Origin of the sequence: Gimesia algae, from assembly GCF_007746795.1 — a bacterium.
Classification (GTDB): domain Bacteria; phylum Planctomycetota; class Planctomycetia; order Planctomycetales; family Planctomycetaceae; genus Gimesia; species Gimesia algae.
The window spans coordinates 1,337,494-1,360,111 of the sequence record NZ_CP036343.1 but is presented as its reverse complement, the minus strand read 5'-3'; the positions used below and the strand labels follow the sequence as shown (position 1 = coordinate 1,360,111).

Below are 22,618 nucleotides of genomic sequence, written 5' to 3'. Positions count from 1 at the left end.
AAATTTCATGGGCGCTGGATTCAGTGTGTCATGGCGTAAAAAACAATATTAATTCCCAGTGGGTAGGCTTTCTTCTCGGAAAACTCCTGAAAGTACCATTTATCTTCCCCTTCGCGCTCCCAGCCATCACCCAGATCAGTATTGTGACAGACAACGACCACCAGCCGCCCTGCATCATCAAAGATCCCGCGGTAATGCACTTCTTTCGCATCTTCCCGTTCCCAGGTGATACCTTCAGAACGTCCCCACTGTGCGACGCCGATGCTGGGAACCTGAGGTTTTTCTTTTAGATCGTAAACACAATGAAAAATGGGATGTTCCAGCGGAATGTCGACCAGTTCGCGTTCCGGGAAGACGCGTTTCATTTCCATCGCGAAGTTATCCCACTCCGCTTCTCCCCAGAAATCATCCACCATCATGAAGCCGCCATTCATCAAATAACGCCGCAGGCAGGAGGCTTCTTCCTCGGTAAATTCCAGAGAGCCGGGTTCGATCATGTAAATGAAGGGGAAGTCAAACAGCTCTTTATCAGTCAATTCGAGAACGCGACCTTCCGGATCAACTTTCATGGAGGTGAGCTGCTGCAGGCGATAGGAGAAGTTTAAATCACTGTCCGGGTAATCTGTGGCCCAGCGGCGCCAACCCTGGTGGGAGTTGTAGCGGACCCTGACAAAGGTGAAGACATCGTGTTTGAATTCCGGGTCATTTTTCCATTCGGGAACACCGCCGCGGTCCGCGGGAATTCCTTTGCGGTACTGTGCGATGCAGATCGTAACAACGACTAGTGTTACACAGATGGCTGCCAGTAAAATCAGCGTTCTCTTCATGTCAGGCTCCTCCTGAGCCCTTTCAGTCCCTACATCAACCTGTGTAAGACGTTAAGGTGTGTTTGCTGTTAATTCGAGCAGTAGCTGGTGTGCGGCCCTGAATCGAGGGGCCTGTTCGAGCGCGATGAGGGTATGTCGTTTTGCTTTCTGTTTGTGAGTATCCTGTAACAAACGGGCGAGCTGGTAGTGAGTTTCTGCAGGGTTGTGTGGTTCTAATGCGAGAATGGCCTGATATGCGGCGATCGCTTCTGGCTGGCGATTTAACTGAATGCAGGCTATAGCCAGTCGCTGCTGTGTTTCCTGGTCAAGTGGATTAATCGCGTTTGCATCCTGGCAGGCCTGATAAACGGCTTCCCAGTTTTCCTGTTGCTGGTAGAGAGTTGCCAGACGTTGGAAGACTGCCAGAGCATTCGGGTTATATTTCGCATATTGTTCCAGAAACGATTGTTCCAGATCGAAGCGCTCCTGTTTTTGATAAAGTTCCACCAGACGCAGGCAGGCGTTGTCGGCTCCTGTATATTGTGGATACAGTTCCACCAGTTTTTTGAGAGTGGTTTCCAGTTCCACGGTTCGGTTTTCTTCTTCCAAAATGCGGGAGTAAGCCATCAGTCCCTGGAAATGCTGCGGGTGTTCCCGGATCCAGTCATCAAATCGTTTGGTATCATCACTGGTTAACGCGGTCAGGTCCTGTTCCGACCAGTCGACCTCAGGAGCGAAAATTTCCGCTTCTGCTTTCAGGTAGGTGGCAAAATCCTGTTCCAGTTCTCCCAGTGATTTAGTGCGACGTTCAATGGCTACATTAACCGGGATCCCTGCCCGCAGATCATTCAGGATGGACTTCATCGCGTCAAATCCGAATTCATTGATCAGATATTCTACGACCATGGAGGACTGGTAGTAGGCAAATTGAATGTGCAGACTGCTTTTGGGATTCTGGAAGGCACTACTCAATTCACTGATCGGTGTCGTTTCCCCCTTCAGAATCATGTCCCGGTATTGAGGGACCATTGTTTCACCCCAGAGAGGATTTTTCTGGCGTTCTTCATAGACGGAAAGCCCTTCACTGATCCAGCGGGGCATTTTATTTTTTGTCAGTTCCAGCGTGACCACATGACAGAATTCGTGCCATAAAACTGACTGCCAGTTCGTGGGGTGTTCCGCCTGTGAAGCAGGACTGTTGGCAGTAATGACTTTACCAAAACAGACTCCCAGGTAACCGGAGACGGCAGGCATCCCGAATGTGCGGACAGCGAAGTCGTCTGGATTGGGAAAGATTTCCACTGTGATTTTCTGATCGAGTTCCAGGTCATATTTTTTGCTCAGAGTCTGCTTCGCTGCGTGCAGGAGTTTGAGGACCTCCGTGCCATACACTTCGGCTTCCCGGGCTTCCATCCGCACGATGAAAGTCTCGTCTTCCAGTGTTTTGAAGCTGGCCAACTGATCTTTCAGTTCCAGCAGGTTGAACGTGGTTGTGTCATATCCGTCCTGCTGGTGCGCCAACAGGGCGTGTTCCCAGCCACTCACTTCGCGTCCCAGACGCAATTCATCCTGAGCCAGCTGAATACGGGCTGGAATGAACTTAGAGTCTTTCTGGAGTGCCTGGCGCTGGTAGGCGGCTCCTTCGGAAAAACGATAATGTTCGGAGAGCGCTTTTCCAATCTGGTAGTCTACTTGTGGGTTCTGGTTATGGTGACTGAGTGCCTGGCAGTAATAAGCTGTTTCATCATGTGGACGATGTTCAAAGTGTGCGATGACCGCCAGGCAGCACCAGGCTTCTGCCTGATGGGGGTTGATATCAAGTACCGCATCCACACGTTGTTTTGCTTCAGAGTACTGCTCGGAATGGATGCAGCGATAGATATGCTCCAGGTGTACTGGAATGTACTGAGGATTAATGCTCAATACCTGTGACATTAGCTTATCCGAGCGTTCGGGACTGCCGGTTTGCAGGGCTTTTGCCAGGCCGAACAGCAGGTCTGGATCCTCGGGAATTATTTTTGCAGCCGCTTCGAAGGTTTCCTGTGCCAGGATAAAGTCATGTTTGGCTAATGCCAGCTTGCCGCTGGCAAGATATGCGTCTTTATGATCAGGATATTCGTTGATGGCGCGGTCGTAGAAGGATTCCAGTACGAGCGCAGGATCTGCTTTTTTCAGGAGGGAGGCCTGTCCTAAGGCGATCAGACTGCTGGCATCGGTATAACGCCAGGCAGAACGACTGGCCAGTTCGTGAATACTGTTGAGGAATTCTTCGGCTGCTTCATGCTCATTATTGAGCTGATATATTTCATACGCTTTGAGACGAAGCGGCAGGCTCCAGGAGTAGCGTTTGAGCCCCGCGTCAATCGTCTGTTTTGCTTCTGCATATTGACCGACGGCCAATTCCGCTGTTGCTTTTAACAGTGGCCATTCAGAGCCATACGTTTTTTTCAGTATGGCCACTTCTGTTTTGGCAAGACATGCCTGATACTGACCGGAATTCAGTAGCCGTTCACACTCTTCCAGATCATTGGCGTAAAGGGATGTCTGGCTGAAAATGAGCAGCATCAGAAAGCAGAAGAGAGAAAGAGTGCGATTCACAAGTCTGTTGTGGATGAGACAAGTGGCTGAAAGTTCAAGCATGAACTGGAAACGTTGCACTCTTTGCATATGCGCCCTTCCCTGGGAAAGTCCAATGCACGAAATAAATTTCGCGATCATTGAGATACCATACTTCGGAGTCGGATCCAAAACGGCTTCATATCCGAAACACCGAAGAAAGTTACTTCTGACTCGAGCAGCGCTGGAAGTAGATCATAAGTTGGAGAGCCAACGGAGAACCATATCTGAAAATTGCAAATTGTGCAATAAGAATTTTACCGGGGAGGGATATTTGACAAATTTCCCCAGAGCGTCAGAGTTTTTAGCGCATAAAAAAACAGGCAGTCCACTCTACTGTTTCGAAGTAAAGTGGCTGCCTGTTTAGCAGAGTTCAGTTCTGTGTCATTTGGTTACAGAAACTGTTTTAGCAAAGCAAACTGGCTTTAGAATTCACCCAGAACCTGACCATCATTGATGATGGCAAGTTTCTGATAGGTACCCATGGCAGCAGCACCTGCTGTGGAATTGTAGTCAGATGAATTGATGTTCTCGCTGATGAATCGGACGGTACCATCACCCAGCAGGAAGTGGCATCCACCTACGTGCTGGCTACTGAAACCACGATGAGGAGCAGATCCGGATGTTTTCTGATTGATGTTGGTCGCTTGAGAAACAACACCTGTTGTATCCTGCTCCAGACCACCGACAGTGCTGGTGATGGTGCCAGTAGTACTACCTGTTCCATTGGTACGTCCACCAGCCCAGATGGCAGCAGATGGCTGTGTAATTGTGCTGCCAGTCTGCTGGAAGGCACGTTCACCGACCAGGATCGTGTTAGATGTGCCGTCTGTGAAATCACGGAAACGAACACTGCTTCTGGGGTAGAAACTTCCCTTGTACTGATAGGTGTAAACAGGCGTGCCTGTCAGAGAAGCAATATGGCCTGAAACAGCAGGGTAGCTCAGAGCACCATAGCCGTTGTTTGAGCCGTCAGTACGCAGGTTGTTGACCACAGGCACGATCGAGGAAGGGCATCGATACACGGGAATCGCAGTCTGGAGAGCGTTGGGAGTTGTACCGTAGGTAAAGGTTGCCACTGGCATCAGCAATCCACCATTAGGGTTGATGGTATTGTAGAGCGGTGCTTGGTCAACGAACGGCAGCAGGAATGTTGACCAGGCCCAGTTGTAATCAGTAGTAGAACTGGCTGTGTTTACATTACCAAGTGGGAATACTCTGTGAGTATCAGCGTAGTTGTGAATGGCGATGCCAATTTGCTTGAGGCTATTTTTGCAGGTGGATCGCCGAGCGGCTTCACGTGCCTGTTGAACAGCGGGAAGGAGTAACGCAATCAAGATCGCAATGATTGCAATTACCACAAGTAGTTCGATCAGTGTGAACCCGCGTTTGGGGGTTCCGGAACATCTCTTCATCTTAACTCCAGTGAAAAACGGGTGGGTTAGAGGGTGCCTGCGAGAAACGGTTCGTTTCTACTTTATGTAAGGTAGGTAGCTTCGAGCGCGTTAAATGCATTAGAAACATATACCTGTCAGGAAGAGGAAACAAGCAATCATTGAATATTGTTCAAAAAAAAACAAAATTTATTTTGAACGGTGTGATTGTGTGTAGTGTCCTGGCTCTAACCTCAGTTTTTATAGGGGTTTATTTTAAAAAAAGCTGTCAATAAAATAACTATTAAGACGAACGTGACATTCTGTGCATGGGAAAAAGTACATGATCTGCAAATTTTGGCACGGTGTCTTATCAGCGTCGTAGACGCTCAAAACGGGCCAGGGCCATGAGTGGAAAGTAGGTCCGGTAGAGATGATATTTGAGATAGAAGACCTTGGGGAAACCGGTTCCGGTGAAGGGTTCTTCGTCCCAGTTTCCGTCTGTTTTTTGTGTTTCCAGCAGATAATGAATTCCCCGGCGTACGGCGGCAGAGTCGATTTCATCGGCCGCCATCAGTCCCATCAGAGCCCAGGCGGTTTGTGAGGGTGTTTCAGCACCCTGTCCACGCAGAGTGGGGTCGGCGTAACTGTCAGCAGTTTCCCCCCAGCCTCCGGATGGTTGTTGATGAGATTTCAACCAGCCGACGGCTCGGACTATTCGCGGATCATCAGCGGGGATGCCGATATTTGTCAGTCCCACAATTGACTGCCAGGTTCCATACAGATAGTTCACGCCCCAGCGGCCGTACCAGCAGTGATCATCTTCTTGCTGACTCCAGACATATTCCAGAGCTTTTTGGCAGGCCGGATGAGTGAGTGGTAGCTGGACGTCGGCAAATGCTTCCAGAACGCGTGCGGTCAAATCGGCGGTACTGGGATCCACCATTGCGTTATGATCGGCAAAGGGGACCTGTGTAAACAGTTCCCGATCATTATCTCGATCAAAGGCGCCCCAGCCGCCATCCTTATTCTGCATGCCCAGCATCCATTGCATTCCGCGCTGAATCGCGCCAATCATGGGTTCCAGCAGGTCGAGGTCCGCATAGGCCTGTTCTCGAGACTCACTGCGACCTATGACAATCGCTTCTGTGTCGAGTTCTTCGTCGTAGGGGTTCCATTCTGGCGTGACGAGGAAATCAGTCAGCCACCGGTCATGTTTGAGAGTTTTAGGCATACACCTCCTGAGTGCCATGATCACCATCGCAGTGTCGTCTACATCGGGATAAAACTCATTATTGAATTCAAAGTACCAGCCACCCGGCGTTTGTGATTTACTGGAGTTTACCCAGTCTCCCGGTTGTCGGGCTTCCTGAGAGAGGAGCCATTTCACACATTTTCGGATGGCGGGGTGACGATTGGAGACCCCTGCTTCCCGCAGAGCAATCGTACTGAGGGCAGTATCCCAAACAGGCGATTTACAAGGTTGTAAGCGAACGCGATCGCCTTCCTTGATCTGTAATTTTTTCAGCTCGCGTAACGCACGCTGAATTCCCGGGCTGCTTTCATCCTGTCCCAGGCACTTTAATGCAATGACAGTCCAGATAATGGGTGGGAAAATAGCTCCCAGGCCATCACTTTTTTCAAATCGTTCGGTCATCCACTGGTGTGCTCTGGTGACAGCCTGCTTGCGAAATGGTTTTAGCCCCAGATTTTCAACGAGTTTAATTCCCTGATCGACAACCTGGAAAAAACCATGCCAGTTAAACCAGGTTTTCTTCGTGAGTGAATCTAATGCCTCTGACTTGGGGATTGTCCTGGGATAGTCTTCCGGTCGTCCTGTAAAGAGTTCGGTGATCCCCTGCTCTGCCGGCAGGGTGATTGAAGGCCGATAGGCCCAGAGGATGCTTAAGGGAACCAGAATCGTACGGGACCAGGCTGACATTTCAAAAATATTGAAAGGCATCCAGCGCGGAATCAGCATCAGTTCCGGCGGAACAGCCGGGCACTTGGAATAGGGAATGACCCCGAGTAAGGCCAGATAGAAGCGAGTGAAACTGTTGACGGCTTCGACTCCTCCTGCAGCCAGAATCGCGATCCGGGCGCGTTGCATGTACTCCTCTGTCGGCGAGTGGCCTGTCAACTTGAGTGCGAAGTATGCTTTGACTGAGGCGCTGATTTCGATCGGGCCTTTTGGATACATGTTCCAGCCCCCTGAGGGCATCTGAGTATCCATCAGGTAATTAGCAGCCTGAACTGCTTCCTCTGAATTCTGTTTTCCCAGAAAAGTGAGCAGCAGAATGTATTCAGACTCCAGGATCGAATCCCCTTCGAGTTCTCCTACCCAGTAGCCCTCTTCATGCTGCAGCGACAGCAGGTAATCGCGTGAACGGGTAATCCCTTTGAGCAACTGCTCTGGATGATCGAAGGGCGCGGTTTCCGTGCTGGGGAAAATCTTGAAGGTGGGGGCTGTTCCGTGATCGGGCTCGGGGTTGCCGGACAAATCACTGGCTCTCAGTCTGCCTGAATTCATTTCAGGTACTCCCTGACATTGTTGTTATGGATTCCATTCCCGAGAAATTGAGGAAGCGCGCGTACCGCGTTTTCAATTTCGAGGTTGAAATCATAAGCGGAGAACGCTTTTTGTACAACCTCAATCAAGGTAAGGGGTTTGAGAATCCGGACTCAAACGCTGTCGGGAGATCTGCTTCTCTCAGCAGGATTCGGCCTGGGTTGCCAGTTCAGAGGGTTCACCCGTGGTGGCATCCATCTCATGCCCTGAAATGATCACCTCAAATCCCAGGTCGGCGATCATTTCATAGTCTGCTTCAGCAGCCTGGCCTTTGGTTGTCAGATAATCACTGACGAACATGGAGTTGGCAGCATAGAGCCCCATGGCCTGCATCGATCGTAGATTGACCTCGCGGCCACCGGCAATCCGAATTTCTGTCGCAGGATGCGCCATCCGGAACAGGCAGAGTGCTTTCAGGCAATATCGGGGGTCGAGTTCATCGACCGCTTCCAGCGAGGTTCCATCAATGGAATTCAGGAAGTTAACGGGGATGGATTTGGTTTCCAGCTCGCGGAGTTCAAAAGTAGCGTCCACGATATCTTCAGCAACTTCGCCCATACCCACAATCAGGCCACTGCAGAGTTCCATGCCGGCTTCCCGGGCCACTTTCAACGTCTGCAGGCGATCTTCATAGGTATGAGTGGTGCAGATTTTTTCGTAATATTCGCGACTGGTATTCAAATTATGGTTGATGCGATTCACGCCAGCCTGTTGCAGTCGTTTCGCCTGATCTTCATTCAGCAGACCCAGGCAGCAGCAGATGCGCAAATCAAACGAGGATTTGATTTTTTCCACGACCGACGCCACGTGGTCTACTTCTTTATCTGTCGGGCCACGTCCACTGGCGACGATACAGTAGGTTCCCGCTTTTGCTTCATCAGCTGCTTTGGCACCTTCGAGCAATTTTTCTTCGTTGAGCATGCGGTATTTAGGAATATCCGCCTTTGATCCACGTGCCTGTGAACAGTAGCCACAATCTTCCGGGCAGAGACCGCTTTTGGCATTTTTCAGGTAGTAGAGTTGTACCTGTTTGCCAAAATGTTTCTGTCGGATGCGATAGGTGGCAGACAGCAGGTCCAGCAATTCATCATCACTTGAGCTTAAGATTTCCAACCCTTCTTCACGGGAAATCTGGTAACCAGATAAAACCTGATCAGCGAGTGACTGCCAGCGTGAAGGAGATGAAGTGACCGGATTGTTCATCAAAGATATCTTTCAGTGCAGGAGGAGCGAATTTTGCGAAGTAGACCGGGTGTTCCGGTGAATTTTATGGAATCAGGAGCCAGTACCAGCCTGCTCACCAGAAAGTATTGAAGTTTCTAAAACCGTCGAGGTCAGATGAGAACAGGCTTCAAACTGGTGTTATTGGGTGCAGTTTGTTACGGGCTGCAGTTGTGCTCTATGATAGGCGAAATGAAGAAGAGTACAAGTATGCTGACAGTCCTGAGGAGGGGCTGTTTTGAGGATTTTCTGAATCAACTTAATAAGATGTTCGAATCCACTTCTGACTGATATCTCCCTCAATATCTCGAAGTGTGAACATTTTGTCTTCGATTGAGTGAATCTCGCGCACAAATTCACTTCCCCAGAGTTGTTTGATGTAATCCAGCTTATTTTCTGGACTTCCGCCCACGGCCCGTAATGTCAAAGTCGCAGCATTTAAATGCCATTCGATATCGACGGTGACTTTTTTGCCCAGGACCGTCCTCCAGATTCCCTGTGGTTCAATCACCATTGTGGCCGTACCATTTTCCTTGATGGTCAGGATCTGCTTACTGGTACTCTTTGTCTGTTCCCACTTGCCAACAAGACGCGCTAAGAGCTTTTGCGAATTCAGTTCAGCGGAGTTTTCGTTGGCTTCAGGCTGTTTTTCCAGTTCTGCAGAATTAATTTTGGGAGTCAGGCGGGCTGGGATCTGATGTAGAATCAGATTTTGAGTTTGACCTTGAGCCTTGTTCGATTTCGTACGATTCGAATCAGCAGCAGGGTACAGGAAGACGGCTGCGAGTCCAGCCAAAGCTAATATCACAATTCCTGTTTTTTTCATCAATTGAGTTCCTGGAACAACAAAACGACCCGATTGCAGCGTAACTATACCTTATTTTCGGCAGCAGGGAACACCAAGATTTCTTTAAAAATGCCAGATCTGGCACTTTACGGGCAGTAATAGCCGCAAAAGGGTTACCGGGCCATACTTCCATTCGTATTTTTTTTCTTGACTGGTGTATGAAAGTGAATATGGCTCTGGCCTATGACGGCAGTTAACTGTGTTTCGAATTCATTGCTGCAGGAAACACGCAGGCTCCCTGGAGGATTGAGTACATACCGTAATTGTGTGTCAGGTTTCTCTTGATCCACCGAATCAACGACCAGAATAACTTCAGTCTGACCTGGAAACTGTGTCAGTACATCGTGGACATTGACCATGTCCTGCCTGTTATGTACTCCCCGTTTAAAATTGATGGCCAGGCGGTCTGTGAATTGTTTCCGGGCATCATTCAAAGTGAGCAGCTGATCGACAATCACATTTGGTTCCCTGCCCCGTTTGTCGATTTTACCTTTGATAATCACCATGGCTTCCAGTTTGACTTTTTCCCCCATTGATGCAAACTGTTCAGGCCACATAATGCAGCGAACCAGTCCGTGCGGGTCTTCGAGGTCAAAGTTCACATAGCGGGTGTTTCCATTTTTGCTGGGCTTCTTAGTGGCTGCCATTTTGATAGAGGAGACCATACCGGCCAGGATGACTTCGACCCGATCATCCATTTCTGCCAGTTCATTGGTCTGATTCTGTGCATATTTAGTAAGTCCGGTTCCCATTTCCGCCAGGGGGTGGGAGGTGAGATAAAAGCCAAACACTTCTTTTTCAGCGCCCAGTTTTTGTGCACGCGGCCAGTCTTCTGCTTCCGGCAATGATGCTTCTTCCGCTACACCGGTTTCTTCATCAACCGGTTCGTCGCCAAACAGACTTTTCTGTCCGCGTGCCCGGTCGCGATGGATGTTCAATGCGGATTGAACTGCACGCTCTACCGTAAGCATCAACTGGGCCTGATTTCCACCAAGACTGTTGAGGGCCCCTGCTTTGATCAGGATTTCGAGCGTGCTCTTATTAAGCGTTTTGGGATCGACGCGTTCACATAGATTATACAGACTGGTAAATGGTCCGTTCTCATCGCGCTCCTGGACGACCGCATCGAGTACCTGTTCGCCGACCCCTTTGATTGCCCCCATTCCGAAGCGGATTTTTTCACCATCTACACTGAATTCCACTTCGGAGCGATTAATATCAGGCGGGAGCACTTCAATCTTCATACGGCGGCAGTCATCAACGTGTTCGTTGATTCGTTCATGACTTTCCATACCGCAGGAGAGTAATGCCGCCATGAATTCTTTGGGATAATGCGCTTTCAGATAAGCGGTTGCATACGCGACTCCACCGTAGGCGGTCGAGTGTGATTTATTGAACCCGTAGCCCGCGAATTTTTCGATCATTTCGAACAGGTCAGTGGCCAGTTTGACATCCACGCCACTTTTTTCGGCGCCTTCGAGGTACTGATCCCTGAAGTCAGCGATGATTTTCAGTTTTTTCTTACTGATGGCTTTAATACAGCGGTACGCGGCAGAAAGTTCGATGCCACCCACGCGGTTCAGAATCCGCATGACCTGTTCCTGGTAAACCATCACGCCATAGGTTTCATCCAGGATTTCATCCACGATCGGATGGACTTTGGGAATTGGGATCCGGTTGTTTTTTACATCGACATACTGCATCACCATCCCGCCTTCCAGAGGGCCGGGACGGTACAGAGCGGAGGTTGCGATGATATCTTCGAACTTGTCTGGCTTCATTTTGGTCAGCAAGTCCCGCATCCCGCCGCTTTCCAACTGGAAGATTCCTTTCGTTTCTCCCCGCTGGAGCAGCTCGAAGGTTTCCTTGTCATCCAGTGGCAGCTTATGCGGATTGATATCGATACCGCGATGTTTTTTAACGTTTTGAACGGCTTTGTCCAGAATCGTCAGGTTGCGCAGCCCCAGAAAGTCCATCTTGAGCAGCCCCACCGATTCGACGGTGGGACCATCCCATTGTGTGATGATGTCGGTCTTGCCGGTAATCGACTGGAGCGGAACGACTTCGGAGAGAGGCAGGTCAGCCACGACGACGCCTGCTGCGTGGGTACCTGCACTGCGACATAGACCTTCCAGCTGCATTGCCAGGTCGAGCAGACGTTGGATCTCTGAATCCTGATCGTACGCAGACTGCAGGTCGGGACTTTCTTTCAAAGCATCTTTAAGTTTGATTCCCAGTGAATCGGGAATCATCTTGGCAATTTCGTTGACGCGTGCCAGGGGAACGCCGAGTGCTCGTCCTACATCGCGAATGGCTGCTTTGGCTTTCAGGGTACCAAAAGTCCCAATCTGGGCGACACTTTTCTCGCCGTATTTCTGTTTGGTATAATCGATCACCAACTGGCGGCGGTCGCGACAGAAGTCGATATCGATATCGGGGGGTTCCGAACGACTGGGGTCCAGAAACCGTTCAAACAGCAGGTCGTACTTGAGTGGGCAGACTTGAGACATCCCGAGTAGAAACGCGACGATGGCACCGCACGCTGATCCACGGGCCGTACAGGGAATACCTTCGTTTTCGGCAAACTGCACGAAATCCCAGACGATCAGGAAGTAACTGGAATAACCCATCTGTTCGATCACGCCCAGTTCCAGATGGAGTCGATCCCAATGGGCCTGCGTCAGTTCATCACCGTATTTTAATGGGAGACGTTCTTCGCAAAGTTTTCGCAGGTACTGGGTGTCGGTCAAGTTATCAGGCGGTTGAAATACCGGGTAGAACTTTTTGTCCGACATCTGGATGTCGACCCGTTCTGCCAGTTCCTGTGTGCGGGCGACCGCATCTTCCAGTCCGGGGAAGGCGTTATACATCTCATCCTGTGTCCGCACAAAGAACTGGTCGCCCGTCATTTTCATGCGTTTTTCATCACTGACGACGGCACGGGTACTCACGCATAGCAGAACATCCTGCGCTTCGGCATCTTTTTGATCGACATAGTGCGCATCATTTGTTGCGACCAGTGGTAAGCCCATTTTGTTGGCCAGGTCAACAGTTCCTTCCAGGCACTGCCGCTGAATTTCCAGGCCTGCATTCTGGATTTCCATATAGACCCGGTCGCCAAACACTTTTTCATACCAGGCGCATAATTTTTCCGCCTCTTCCCAGTCTTCTCCCAGAATGTGGTGCGACAGTTCACCGGCGGCACAGCCGGTCAGCAGGATCAGCCCTTCGCTGTGTGACTCGAGAATTTCCTTGTCGATACGCGGTTTATAATAGAATCCTTCCAGATAGGATGTGGATGAAAGTTTGATCAGATTTTCAAAACCCTTCCGGTTCTGGGCCAGCAGCGTCAGATGAAAGCTGGCCTCTTTCATCCGGGAAGCCCCTTTTTCAAAGCGGCTGCGAGGGGCAATGTATGCTTCCAGTCCCAGGATGGGATTCACGTCCTGACTGCGGCACTGCTGATAGAAATCCATTGCGCCGTACAGGTTGCCGTGGTCAGTAATCGCGAGCGAATTCATACCCGCTTCTTTGACTTTACTCACCATCTCGGGGATGCGGCTGGCACCATCCAGCATACTGAAGTGAGTGTGACAATGCAGGTGAGCAAAAGGTCTGGGGTCGCTCATATTATTCCGTGCTCCCGTCTTTTATAAATGCCATCCAGGCAAAATATAGCTCTGGCTGTGAGAGATTTGTAACTACAGAAAGCTGGAGAGGATTCTACTACAGCATTCTATTCCAAGAGTGTATTTGGATTCTCCGGTTTGTCAATCAACCGTATGGCTTTGAGATTTTGGTTTTTGATATGTACGATAGTGAATGATGACCAAATCTATTCCGTTTGCATTTCTGACGTCCATCAGAGGATCCAGTATCATGAAATTTGCTCGCCGCGTTGTTTTTAATCTGAGTCTCTGCCTGACTTTGATCGCCTGTTTCAGTGCTTCGACTATTGTAGATGCTGCCGAAAAAGAGCCAACCCTGCTCTGGCCGGAAGGCGCTCCTGGTGCGAAAGGGACGGAAGACGCCGACCAACCGGGGCTCTGGATCTATTCGGCGCCTGAAGACAAGCGAACAGGGGCGGGAGTCGTGGTCTGTCCGGGTGGTGGATATGGCGGTCTGGCCGTGGATACAGAAGGACATCAGATCGCACAGTTTTTGAATCGCAACGGTATTAGCGCCTTTGTCCTGCGTTATCGCCTGGGGCGTCAGTATCCGCACCCGATTCCGATGCAGGATGTCCAGCGGGCAATTCGCTTCGTGCGAAAAGATGCTGCGAAATGGGGCGTCGATCCACAGCGGATTGGTGTGATGGGGTTTTCTGCCGGCGGTCATCTGGCGTCGACGGCAGCGACGCACTTCGATACAGGAATCAGAGCGAGTTCTGACTCCATCGATCAGATAAGTTGCCGCCCTGATTTTGCGATTTTATGTTATCCCGTGATCACCATGTCTCAGGATTTTGGGCATAAAGGTTCCGCGCGAAATCTCTTAGGTGAGAGCCCCGATCCGGAACTGCTCAAATTGATGTCGAATGAACTGCAGGTGACAGCCGAGACTCCGCCGACGTTTCTGTTTCATACCAGTGATGACAAAGTGGTACCTCCGATGAACAGTGTTGCCTTTTATCAGGCATTAAATAAAGCGGGCGTACCCGCTGAGATGCACATCTTTCGGCATGGACGGCACGGAGTAAGCCTGGCTCCTGGATATCCCGCGTTATCTGTCTGGCCGGATCTGTTGCTCAACTGGATGAAGTCATCGGGGTTTTTAACCGATGCTAAACGGAGCGCGGTTGAAGGGACGATTACGGTTGATGGGAGCCCCCTGCGTTGGGGGACGATTACCTTTAAACCGGTAGGTGAGCATACTGAAAATAAGCCTGCCGTCTGTGGCAGGGTTTTAAATGGAAAATTTTCAATTCCCGAAGCGTATGGTCCTGTGCAGGGAACTAACTCGATCGAAGTGATCAACATGGGAGATTTTAAACCGTTCCCGACCCAGGATGATTTCAAACGGGTAACGCAGACTGGCCAGATCAAATTTAATATTTTTTCAGGCAAGAATGATCTGGCACTTGATCTAAAATCAAAGTAGGGATCACGCGAGTAGCCTATTTTGGTCCTGGTAGGGTAAATCAACCGATCCAGAGGTTGATATACCAGTTCACTCCATCAGACAGGGGAGGAATCAAGTCACAGGCTAACAGGAGTGGTGTGTAGAACGCAGCGAAAAAAGGCGAACTCATTGAGTTAAATGAAGCGTACCACTGCCAGAAGAAAGGGCCGATGGAGAGTACATACAGGAGGAAAAAGACGGTTACCTGAATTGTGGAAGTGATAATATACCGCCGCCACGACCACGCTTTCTGAGCAGGCTGCTGTTGATGATCTGATTGATCAGATGACTGCGGTTTTGTGCTTTCCATGGATACTATTCTAACTTTCAGGCAGGGGGCAGGTCAATCGCCGCGTTCCCACGCACGGCTGTATTCGCATGGATTTTACACAGAATTCGTGAGTGAGGATGAATCATGGTAATTTATGATGGGTTCGAAACCATTCGATTGTGGCACCCATGGACTGCTGAAAGGTTTTTTGTGGCTGGTAATTCAGCTCCTGTTGCGCTTTCTGAGAACTGAAATCCAGGTTCAGGCCCAGAAATTTGATGCGTGCCTGTGACAGGATCGGGGCCTGTTTTTTTCCTAGAAATCTCCAGAGACCTTCCATCAGTCGGGCCAGGTTTCTGGCGACGGGCAGCGGAACGACCTTTTGGGGAGTCTGGTACTCGGCCAGTTCCGCGATTGTAGAGATAAATTCGCGTTTACTGACCAATGAGACATCTGTGATATTATATGTCTGACTCAAAGCGTCTTCGTTGAACAGAGCCAGGAATATGGCATCGACCAGATGTTCGACATAGGTATTGTTCATCAGCTTATCCGGGCTGCCCAGGTAGGCGAATCGACCCGACTTCAATCGTTCCAGAATTCGTGGCAGGACAGTCCTGTCGCGGGGGCCATAAATGAAACCGGGGCGTAAAATGGTATAGGGAATCGAATGCTGCCGCAGCAGTTGTTCTGATTCAATTTTGCTGAGTGTATATCCATCAATGCCGGCGGCGTGGGGGGCCTCTGTTTCGTCAGTCCCATAATGATCGCGGGCTTCGTAGACTCCCAGCGAACTGATATGAATCAAATGCTTGATCAGGCATTGCGTTTCCAGCGCTGTCAGCAGATTCTGTAAGCCGGTGACGTTGGTTTTTCGATACTCGTCAACACTCCCCCAGTCACCAACTTTGGCTGCGGTATGTACAACGATCGTAATGCCGTTGAGGACATCACGCAGAGTTTTTTTATCGGTTAAATCACCTTCAATCAGCTCGGCGTCGAATTCTTTCAGGTACTTTGCCTGATCGAGCGAGCGAACCAGTGCGACCGTTGGTATTCCTGCCTGTCGTGCCCGTTGAATGACATGGCTGCCAACCAGACCTGTCCCCCCAGTTACAAGCAGTTTTTGTTCCGATTGAACGGTCATATTTCTTTTCCTGATTCAGATAGGAGAGCGGTCACGAATTGATTAATTTCAGAATGATTCCGTTTGCAGTCGGGCTACAATTTGTTGAGAGCGTGGCCCCTGCCCTTGAAACCGAAATGTGCGCGTCGTTTGCGATGTGTGTTCAATATTGATTTGCAGTAGATCACCGGGGAGGACCTCTCTGACTTTGTCGGCCCATTCGATCAGGCAGACTCCATCAGAGTAAAGCAGGTCATCTGCTCCCAGTTCGAGAAATTCGTCAGTATCCCGCAGGCGATAGGTGTCGAAGTGATACAGGGGAAGCTGTCCCTGGTATTCCTGAATCAGCACAAACGTCGGGCTGGTTACTTCAGCCGGATCAACATCCAGTGCAGTGGCAATCGCCTGAACCAGACGGGTTTTACCTGCTCCCAGTTCACCATTTAACGCAATCACCGTTCCCGGGGTCAGGTATTCTGCCAGCTGTTTCCCCAGGCGCTGTGTATCGAGTTCACTGGTTGACTCAAAGGTCCACTCAATTTCAGATTGCAACGAATATTCTCTCGATAAAGATTGATTTTGAATACTGAATGATTCTGATGGTATAGCTGGTTTTCGTAAATATCACAATACAAACTGTTTAATGCGGAATCAGGAAATAAAAATACAGCGGGACTGTCCGGCTCGGGCGATTCGCATTCTGGTCAAGTGCCCGATAGAATACCTGCTGACTTCTGAATCGAATTCCTGCCTTGAAGCTTTCCTGAAAATGTCCCACGCTTATCGTAGTCTGATTTGTCTCACACTCATCCACATGATTGTTGATTCTTCTGCAATCGTCGTCGGCCCATTATGGGGGGAACTGGAACGGGTTCACTCTCTGACGGAGAATTCTCTGTTCATTGTACTGACCATTCATGCGCTGGCATCTTCTCTGGCGCAGCCCGTATTTGGATACATCCGTGATCGTTACCCGATCAAATCCATTTTGTGGCTCGGGCCACTATTGGGGGCAGTGATGATGCCGCTGGTCGGGCCGGCGAACAGCGTGTTTTTACTGTGTGTGGCTTTACTGTTGGGAGGGATCGGTATTGGTTCTTTCCATCCCGAAGCGGCGGTAGTCGCAGGCTCTCTGATTCCAGAACGACGAACGCGGAGTCTGTCACTCTTCATGTTTGGTGGAGCGATGGGGCTGGCGGTCGGGCCGATCATCTGCGGCGCGATTGTGTCTACCTGGGGCCTGTCGAGCGTCTGGATTCTGGCGCCCTTGTATTCCGGGCTGATTTTACTGCTGTACCGGATTGGTAAACCACCGGCAGTTTTGTTTAAGCGAGATGGAAATAAAAAGACGCAGTCTCTGTCACAGATGTTGGAAGGACGCGTACCTCTGGCGCTGTTTCTGTTTATGGTCTGCTCGCTCAGACTGGTTCCTAATATGGCGATGGATAAGCTGATTTCCTTCATTCTGAAAGACCAGAATGTATCTGCGTTTCAGATCGGTCTGATCCAGTCCGTCTTTCTGTTTTCTGCCAGTGCCGGGATGTTGCTGATGGCATTTCGATTCAAATCCGGACATGAGAAGTTATTCATGATTGTCTGCCCCCTGCTGGGCATTCCCATCATGCTGGTGCTGGGGTGGGATGGATGTCCGATGTGGTTGATGACGCTGTTATTGATTCCCAGTGGTCTGATATTATGGGGCACGAGTCCCGCAATGGTCTCCTATTCACATCAATTGTTTCCCAATGGGGGAGGTATGGCGTCTGCGATCACAATGGGAATGGCCTGGGGCGGTGGTGGTATGATTCAAGCGAAAATCACCAGTCATTTTGTCGCGCTGGGGGCGCCTCAGCAGGCGTTCCATGCGATCATACCCTGTCTGCTACTGGCAACTGTGGGAGCGATGCTGTTGCCTTCCCTGCCATCAGTTCTCCCGTCACAGACTGAAACCGTTAAAACGATATGATGAAAGAATCGTGTTCGACGCCTGAGAAGTTGAGGTTCCGCAGTCATTGAAACTTTTTAAACGTTTGTCAATTTGTTTGGGCTGCTGAATTTTGAGGGATTTGAGTCTTTTTTTAAAAAAAGTGGGAGCGGAACTGCTGAATCGTTACCCGGGAAAGGTTCACGACACAACATGTGGTATGCGATCTCAATATGACAGGAATATTCGCTCAAAATGATCGATTCGCTGGACAGCATGTTGAGGCGGTACTAAGATCCGCTCACTCAAGTGATTTGAAAAGTTTAAATCAAATCAATTGAAGTTACTGAATTTAATCAGTAGCAGACGGCCGAAGGAACGGACCGCTAAAAGAGAATGGATTCTATTTCATTTCGTTCGATCAGGGGGGATTTTCATCCGCTCGAACGCACTTCGAATGCGAATCTCTACGCAAACCGCTTCCTTCCATCTGCTCATTTGGGGAATTCCCGTTATCACCCCATACGTTTTTTGACCGCACAGGAAGTGCACTGAAGTGAAGGATGGATTCGATGTCTAAAAAACCCTTGATTGGAATTACTGGAGACTTTCGCCCCGAGCAAAAAGAGTCTCAGGCTTTAAGCTGGTTCTTTACCGGTTACTATGATTCCGTGACAGACGCTGGTGGTATTCCCGTCATGATGCCTCCCCTGGCTGATGACGATGACCTGAAACAGTTTCTGGAACAACTGGATGGCCTGATTCTTTCCGGGTGTGCGTTAGACCTGGATCCAATCCGACTGGGATTTGAAAAACACCCCGCTTCCCGCGCCATGCCTTTACGCCGCGAAGACTTTGATCGTCGTGTCTGTACGATGGCGATGGAAATGAAAATGCCTCTGCTGGCGATTGGATCAGGAATGCAACTGATGAACGTCATCAGTGGTGGCACATTGCATCAGCATGTTACCGAAGATGTACCCGGTGCCATGTATCACCGTGACGGTGTGGAAGCTAACCTGCGTCATATTATCAATATCGAACCTGGTACCCGCGTTGACAAAATGTACGGTCCTGGCGAAATTCGTGTGAACAGCCAGCATCACATGTCTGTCAAATATGTGTCGAAAATGTTTACTGTTTCGGCAACCGCTCCTGATGGTGTGATTGAAGCCATTGAAGTTCCTGATGAAGACTGGTTCTGTGTCGGTGTGCAATGGCATCCCCAGAATCATTCCGCTTCCGCTCTGGATATGCAGGTCTTCGAAAACTTCCTGTCTGCTTGTGAAGAACCCGAACCACAAATTCTGCAAATGCCTGTCCGCAAAGCTGCTTAACCCACAGATGGTTTACCGGCGGCGTTCCTGTCTTTTGAGGGTAGCCAGGAGTCGCTTCAGCTTTGTGTCATCGTGATACGATGAAATCGAAATCGGCAAGTCATTACGACTTGCCGATTTTTTTCTTTAACGGTCAGGCAGTCGGAAAATTTGAACTTGTACCGGTTATTCTGACGATAACGATAGTATCCAACTCGAAATTTGCGGGAACTGACGACGAATTAGATTCGATCCTGCTTCGAAGGAATTCTGTAACCCGTATTAAGAAAACGGTTTAACGCTAATCGCAGCGAACGTTTTCCACGACTGAGCCCGAAAAGACCCTATGACGACTGCCCAATATAAAGTCGACCTCAGTGTATACAGTGGTCCATTAGATCTGCTGTTATACCTGATTCGGCGGAATGAACTGGACATTCTCGACCTGCCTGTCGCTTCCATTACGGCTTCCTTCAATGAATTTCTGAATGTGCTGGAACTGATCGATCTGGATCTGGTTGGTGATTTTATCCTGATGGCCAGTACTTTGGCTGAGATAAAAAGTCGCATGGTTTTGCCACGAGCGGAAGAAGAAGAGATCGCCGAGGTCATTGATGATCCCCGCAGTGATCTGATTCAGCAGCTGTTGGAATATAAAAAATTCAAAGATGCTGCCAATGCGCTGGAAGAACAGGCCGCAGAATGGCAGGAGCATTATCCCCGACTCTCTGATGAGCGTCCCAAGTCGGGTAAAGATCCTTCAGAAGATCTGATCAAAGAGGTCGAACTCTGGGACCTGGTCAGTGCGCTGGCACGTGTGGTCAAACGCAAAGAAGTGGAAGAGCATTCCAGTATTACCTACGATGATACCCCGATTTCTACTTACGTGGAACGAATCGGTGCCCGCGTTCGTGTTGAGCAGTCGGTTACGTTCAGCAGCTTTTTTGAAGGAGAAAAGCTGCGGAGTCGGATTATTGGTATCTTTCTGGCCATTCTGGAATTGCTGAGACATCACCATTTCCGGGCAGAACAGCCTGTCGAACATGGCGAAATCTGGGTGATGCCTCCCCTGGACGATACATCGGAAGCCACAGAAACTGCTTCGGATCAACAGGCGATTGAGTTAGAAACCGAACCTGCAGAATCTGCTCCTGAAACTCCCGCACAGTTGGAGTCACCTGCCGACGACGAACCGGAGTCGGAAGCGTAATCCGTTTTCAAAGTGTCGTTTTTCCAGAGTCTCACTTCTTTCGCTGCAGTACAGCCAGTCCCTTTCTTAAAGGCAGGTTGACTCTCTACAATACAGGCTGAGAGTCTATTTCCCATCTGAGTGCCCGGCCAGTATTGCTGCAGGGTCAGAATCTGGAGACTGTAAGCGACCATGTCTGTGTTTCAACTGAAGAGTGAATTTCAGCCCTCGGGCGATCAACCGGCAGCCATTGAAGGGCTGGTCAAGGGGATCAAAGCAGGCAAATCGGATCAGGTCCTGTTGGGGGTCACCGGTTCTGGTAAAACCTTTACCATGGCCAACGTGATTGCCGAGTTAGGCCGCCCTGCACTGGTGCTCTCACATAATAAAACGCTGGCAGCACAACTCTATTCCGAGTTCAAGGAATTCTTTCCGGATAATGCAGTCAGCTACTTCGTCAGCTATTACGATTATTACCAGCCGGAAGCCTATATCCCACAGCGCGATATTTACATCGAAAAGGACGCGTCCATCAATGATGAGATCGATCGTCTGCGATTGCTGGCGACCAGTGCGCTGGTCAGCCGTCGTGATGTGATTGTGGTAGCGAGCGTAAGCTGCATCTACGGCCTGGGGTCTCCCAAAGATTATCTGGAGATGATGATTCCACTGCGTGTGGGAGAAGAAATCGATCGAGATGAAATGCTGCGAAAACTGATCGATATCCAGTACGACCGCAATAATGTGGAATTATCGCGGGCCAAATTCCGCGTGCGAGGCGATGTGGTGGAATGCTGGCCCGCGTATGAAGAGTTTGCCTTCCGGATTGAGTTCTGGGGCGATGAAATTGAAAACCTGGCGATCATTGATCCACTTACGGGAGAAGTGCTGCGGACCGTCAAAGAAGCCTATATTTATCCGGCTAAGCACTTTGTCCTCCCCCAGGAACGAATCGAGTCGGCGATTCAGGAGATTCAGACAGAGCTGGATGAACGCATTCAGGTACTGCAGAGCGAAGGGAAACTGCTGGAGTCGCAACGATTGAGTGCGCGGACCCGCTATGACATGGAGTTGCTCGAAGAGGTGGGTTTTTGTCCGGGGATCGAAAATTACAGTCGCGCATTGGCGGGAAGAAAACCGGGGTCTCCTCCCGATACGCTGCTGGATTTCTTTCCGGAAGACTATCTGCTGTTTGTGGATGAATCCCATGTGACCTGTTCCCAGGTCAAGGCGATGTTTGCTGGTGACCGCTCTCGAAAAACGAATCTGGTCGATCACGGATTTCGCCTGCCGATGGCGCTGGATAATCGGCCATTGACGTTTGACGAATGGAATGCCCGACGAAAACAAACGGTCTTCGTCTCTGCAACCCCTGGTGACTGGGAATTGGAACGCGTCGAGGGGGAAGTGGTGGAACAGGTCATTCGCCCCACAGGGTTGATTGATCCTGTCATTCGAATTGAACCCGCGCGGGGGCAGGTGCCTCATCTTAAAGAGGAGATTCTCAAGCGGGTTGCGGTCAACGAACGGGTGCTGGTGACGACATTAACCAAGCGACTGGCGGAAGACCTGTCATCCTATTTCCAGGAAGAAGGGATTCGTTGTGCCTGGCTGCATTCGGAGCTGGATGCGTTTGAGCGCGTAGAAATCCTGCGCGGACTGCGTGAGCAAAAATATGATGTGGTTGTGGGGATCAATTTATTGCGGGAAGGCCTGGATATTCCCGAGGTCTCACTGGTGGCGATTCTGGATGCGGACAAAGAGGGCTTTCTGCGAAGCGAGACCAGTCTGATTCAGACGATCGGTCGGTCTGCCCGCCATGTGAATGCGGAAGTGATTCTGTATGCGGATCGTGTCACTCCCAGTATGCAGAATGCCATGGATGAGACCGAGCGACGTCGTGCGATTCAGGAGGAGTACAACCGGGAACATGGGATTACTCCCGCTTCGATCAAAAAAGCAATTAAGCGGGGGATTGAAGAAGAGATCGAAGCACGTCAGTTTGTGCGGGAATCCGTGGGGTTCAAGGATGAGTCGGAATACATCACTCAGGAGTTCCTGGGGGAACTGGAGCAGGAAATGCTGGAGGCCGCCGAGAAGCTGGAGTTCGAACGTGCCGCATTGTTGCGAGATCGGATTGATGATCTGAAAAATCAGCGGGGAAAAACAGGAGGCCAGGCTCAGAAGACCTCTTCGCGCTCCGGTAAAAAAGGGAAACGCCAGCGGAAAAGACGGTAAT

At 50.1% G+C, this 22,618-nt stretch carries 15 protein-coding genes; 5 read left to right on the top strand and 10 right to left on the bottom strand.

The window, feature by feature from the left end:
• Window positions 1-20: 20 nt before the first annotated feature.
• From Pan161_RS05070 to dnaE, 7 genes are all read right to left on the bottom strand, one after another.
• Window positions 21-827: a DUF4159 domain-containing protein gene (locus Pan161_RS05070; RefSeq protein WP_145224631.1), complete on the bottom strand. Its 807-nt coding sequence runs from the start codon at window positions 825-827 to the stop codon at window positions 21-23.
• A 51-nt stretch (window positions 828-878) separates the two neighbouring features.
• Window positions 879-3,473 (bottom strand): peptidase MA family metallohydrolase, encoded by a 2,595-nt coding sequence (locus tag Pan161_RS05065; protein WP_197995703.1) that lies wholly within the window; start codon window positions 3,471-3,473, stop codon window positions 879-881.
• Window positions 3,474-3,847: 374 nt separating this feature from the next.
• Entirely contained in the window at window positions 3,848-4,837 is a 990-nt protein-coding gene (locus tag Pan161_RS05060; protein ID WP_145224629.1) for a DUF1559 domain-containing protein, read from the bottom strand.
• 331 nt (window positions 4,838-5,168) lie between these two features.
• Window positions 5,169-7,325 (bottom strand): terpene cyclase/mutase family protein, encoded by a 2,157-nt coding sequence (locus Pan161_RS05055; protein ID WP_145224627.1) that lies wholly within the window; start codon window positions 7,323-7,325, stop codon window positions 5,169-5,171.
• Window positions 7,326-7,505: 180 nt separating this feature from the next.
• A complete protein-coding gene (bioB, locus tag Pan161_RS05050) occupies window positions 7,506-8,567 on the bottom strand; it encodes a biotin synthase BioB (protein WP_145224625.1) in 1,062 nt (353 codons plus the stop codon).
• Between the two features lie 277 nt (window positions 8,568-8,844).
• Window positions 8,845-9,411 carry a hypothetical protein gene (locus Pan161_RS05045; RefSeq protein ID WP_145224622.1) on the bottom strand — a complete coding sequence of 189 codons (567 nt, stop codon included), beginning with the start codon at window positions 9,409-9,411 and terminating at the stop codon, window positions 8,845-8,847.
• A 134-nt stretch (window positions 9,412-9,545) separates the two neighbouring features.
• A complete protein-coding gene (dnaE, locus tag Pan161_RS05040; RefSeq protein WP_145224621.1) occupies window positions 9,546-13,061 on the bottom strand; it encodes a DNA polymerase III subunit alpha in 3,516 nt (1,171 codons plus the stop codon).
• 250 nt (window positions 13,062-13,311) lie between these two features.
• Between dnaE and Pan161_RS05035 the strand changes: the two genes are divergently transcribed.
• A complete protein-coding gene (locus tag Pan161_RS05035; RefSeq protein WP_145224619.1) occupies window positions 13,312-14,532 on the top strand; it encodes an alpha/beta hydrolase in 1,221 nt (406 codons plus the stop codon).
• A 40-nt stretch (window positions 14,533-14,572) separates the two neighbouring features.
• On the opposite strand, the gene Pan161_RS05030 is transcribed toward Pan161_RS05035, so the two are convergent.
• The 3 genes from Pan161_RS05030 to tsaE form a co-directional block, all read right to left on the bottom strand.
• Window positions 14,573-14,863 (bottom strand): hypothetical protein, encoded by a 291-nt coding sequence (locus Pan161_RS05030; RefSeq protein ID WP_145224617.1) that lies wholly within the window; start codon window positions 14,861-14,863, stop codon window positions 14,573-14,575.
• A gap of 103 nt (window positions 14,864-14,966) precedes the next feature.
• Window positions 14,967-15,971 carry an NAD-dependent epimerase/dehydratase family protein gene (locus Pan161_RS05025; protein WP_145224615.1) on the bottom strand — a complete coding sequence of 335 codons (1,005 nt, stop codon included), beginning with the start codon at window positions 15,969-15,971 and terminating at the stop codon, window positions 14,967-14,969.
• A 48-nt stretch (window positions 15,972-16,019) separates the two neighbouring features.
• The gene (tsaE, locus tag Pan161_RS05020) at window positions 16,020-16,502 is read right to left on the bottom strand and encodes a tRNA (adenosine(37)-N6)-threonylcarbamoyltransferase complex ATPase subunit type 1 TsaE (protein ID WP_145224613.1); all 483 of its coding nucleotides are present in this window, start codon (window positions 16,500-16,502) and stop codon (window positions 16,020-16,022) included.
• Between the two features lie 91 nt (window positions 16,503-16,593).
• On the opposite strand from tsaE, the gene Pan161_RS05015 reads away from it, so the two are divergent.
• The 4 genes from Pan161_RS05015 (at window position 16,594) to uvrB (ending at window position 22,617) form a co-directional block, all read left to right on the top strand.
• Window positions 16,594-17,916: an MFS transporter gene (locus Pan161_RS05015; protein WP_145224611.1), complete on the top strand. Its 1,323-nt coding sequence runs from the start codon at window positions 16,594-16,596 to the stop codon at window positions 17,914-17,916.
• 530 nt (window positions 17,917-18,446) lie between these two features.
• Entirely contained in the window at window positions 18,447-19,211 is a 765-nt protein-coding gene (locus Pan161_RS05010) for a gamma-glutamyl-gamma-aminobutyrate hydrolase family protein (protein WP_232103626.1), read from the top strand.
• A gap of 325 nt (window positions 19,212-19,536) precedes the next feature.
• Entirely contained in the window at window positions 19,537-20,400 is an 864-nt protein-coding gene (locus Pan161_RS05005) for a segregation and condensation protein A (protein WP_145224607.1), read from the top strand.
• 171 nt (window positions 20,401-20,571) lie between these two features.
• Complete coding sequence (uvrB, locus tag Pan161_RS05000; RefSeq protein ID WP_145224605.1) at window positions 20,572-22,617, top strand: excinuclease ABC subunit UvrB; 2,046 nt, start codon at window positions 20,572-20,574, stop codon at window positions 22,615-22,617.
• Window position 22,618: the final 1 nt, after the last annotated feature.